General features: G+C 54.0%; 1 protein-coding gene and 1 pseudogene. Both read left to right on the forward strand.

All coding sequences use genetic code 11. From position 1 onward, the window contains the following. Positions 1-105, forward strand: a pseudogene (locus FQZ95_RS08830) (tellurite/colicin resistance protein); the annotation flags it as partial. Continuing rightward, positions 102-254 carry a DUF3927 family protein gene (locus FQZ95_RS08835; protein WP_000833649.1) on the forward strand — a complete coding sequence of 51 codons (153 nt, stop codon included), beginning with the start codon at positions 102-104 and terminating at the stop codon, positions 252-254. The pseudogene FQZ95_RS08830 and the gene FQZ95_RS08835, both read left to right, overlap by 4 nt. The last annotated feature ends 118 nt before the right edge of the window (positions 255-372 follow it).

Here is a 372-nt window from a genome sequence, read left to right on the forward strand (position 1 = left end):
CTGTGCCTTGATATCGCTGACCAGGATGGCATTGGTCCGGATGAAGAAGCACAACTCAAGAAAATTGCTCAGGCGCTGCAGTTACCGCTGGAGCAGTACCTGTGAAAAGTGCGCGCCTTGTGCTGGCTGCCATCCTGCTGTTTCTGGTAGTGGTGGTGGATTTCACCGGACGGCTGATGTCGGTGCTGGCAGATGGTGTGCTGGTGGCGATGGCGCTGGTCGTGCTCCGGCCTTTACTGCGTAAATCTGAATAACACCACACAAAAGGCATCTGCGGGTGCCTTTGACGGGGTGTTTTTTACGGGCCGCTGGTGGCCCTTTTTTATTTACAGGAGAAAAAAGTATGTCTGAACCCTTATCCGGTTCCGGCAC

The organism is Escherichia sp. HH41S (assembly GCF_009820115.1).
In the GTDB taxonomy this organism is placed as follows: domain Bacteria; phylum Pseudomonadota; class Gammaproteobacteria; order Enterobacterales; family Enterobacteriaceae; genus Escherichia; species Escherichia coli_F.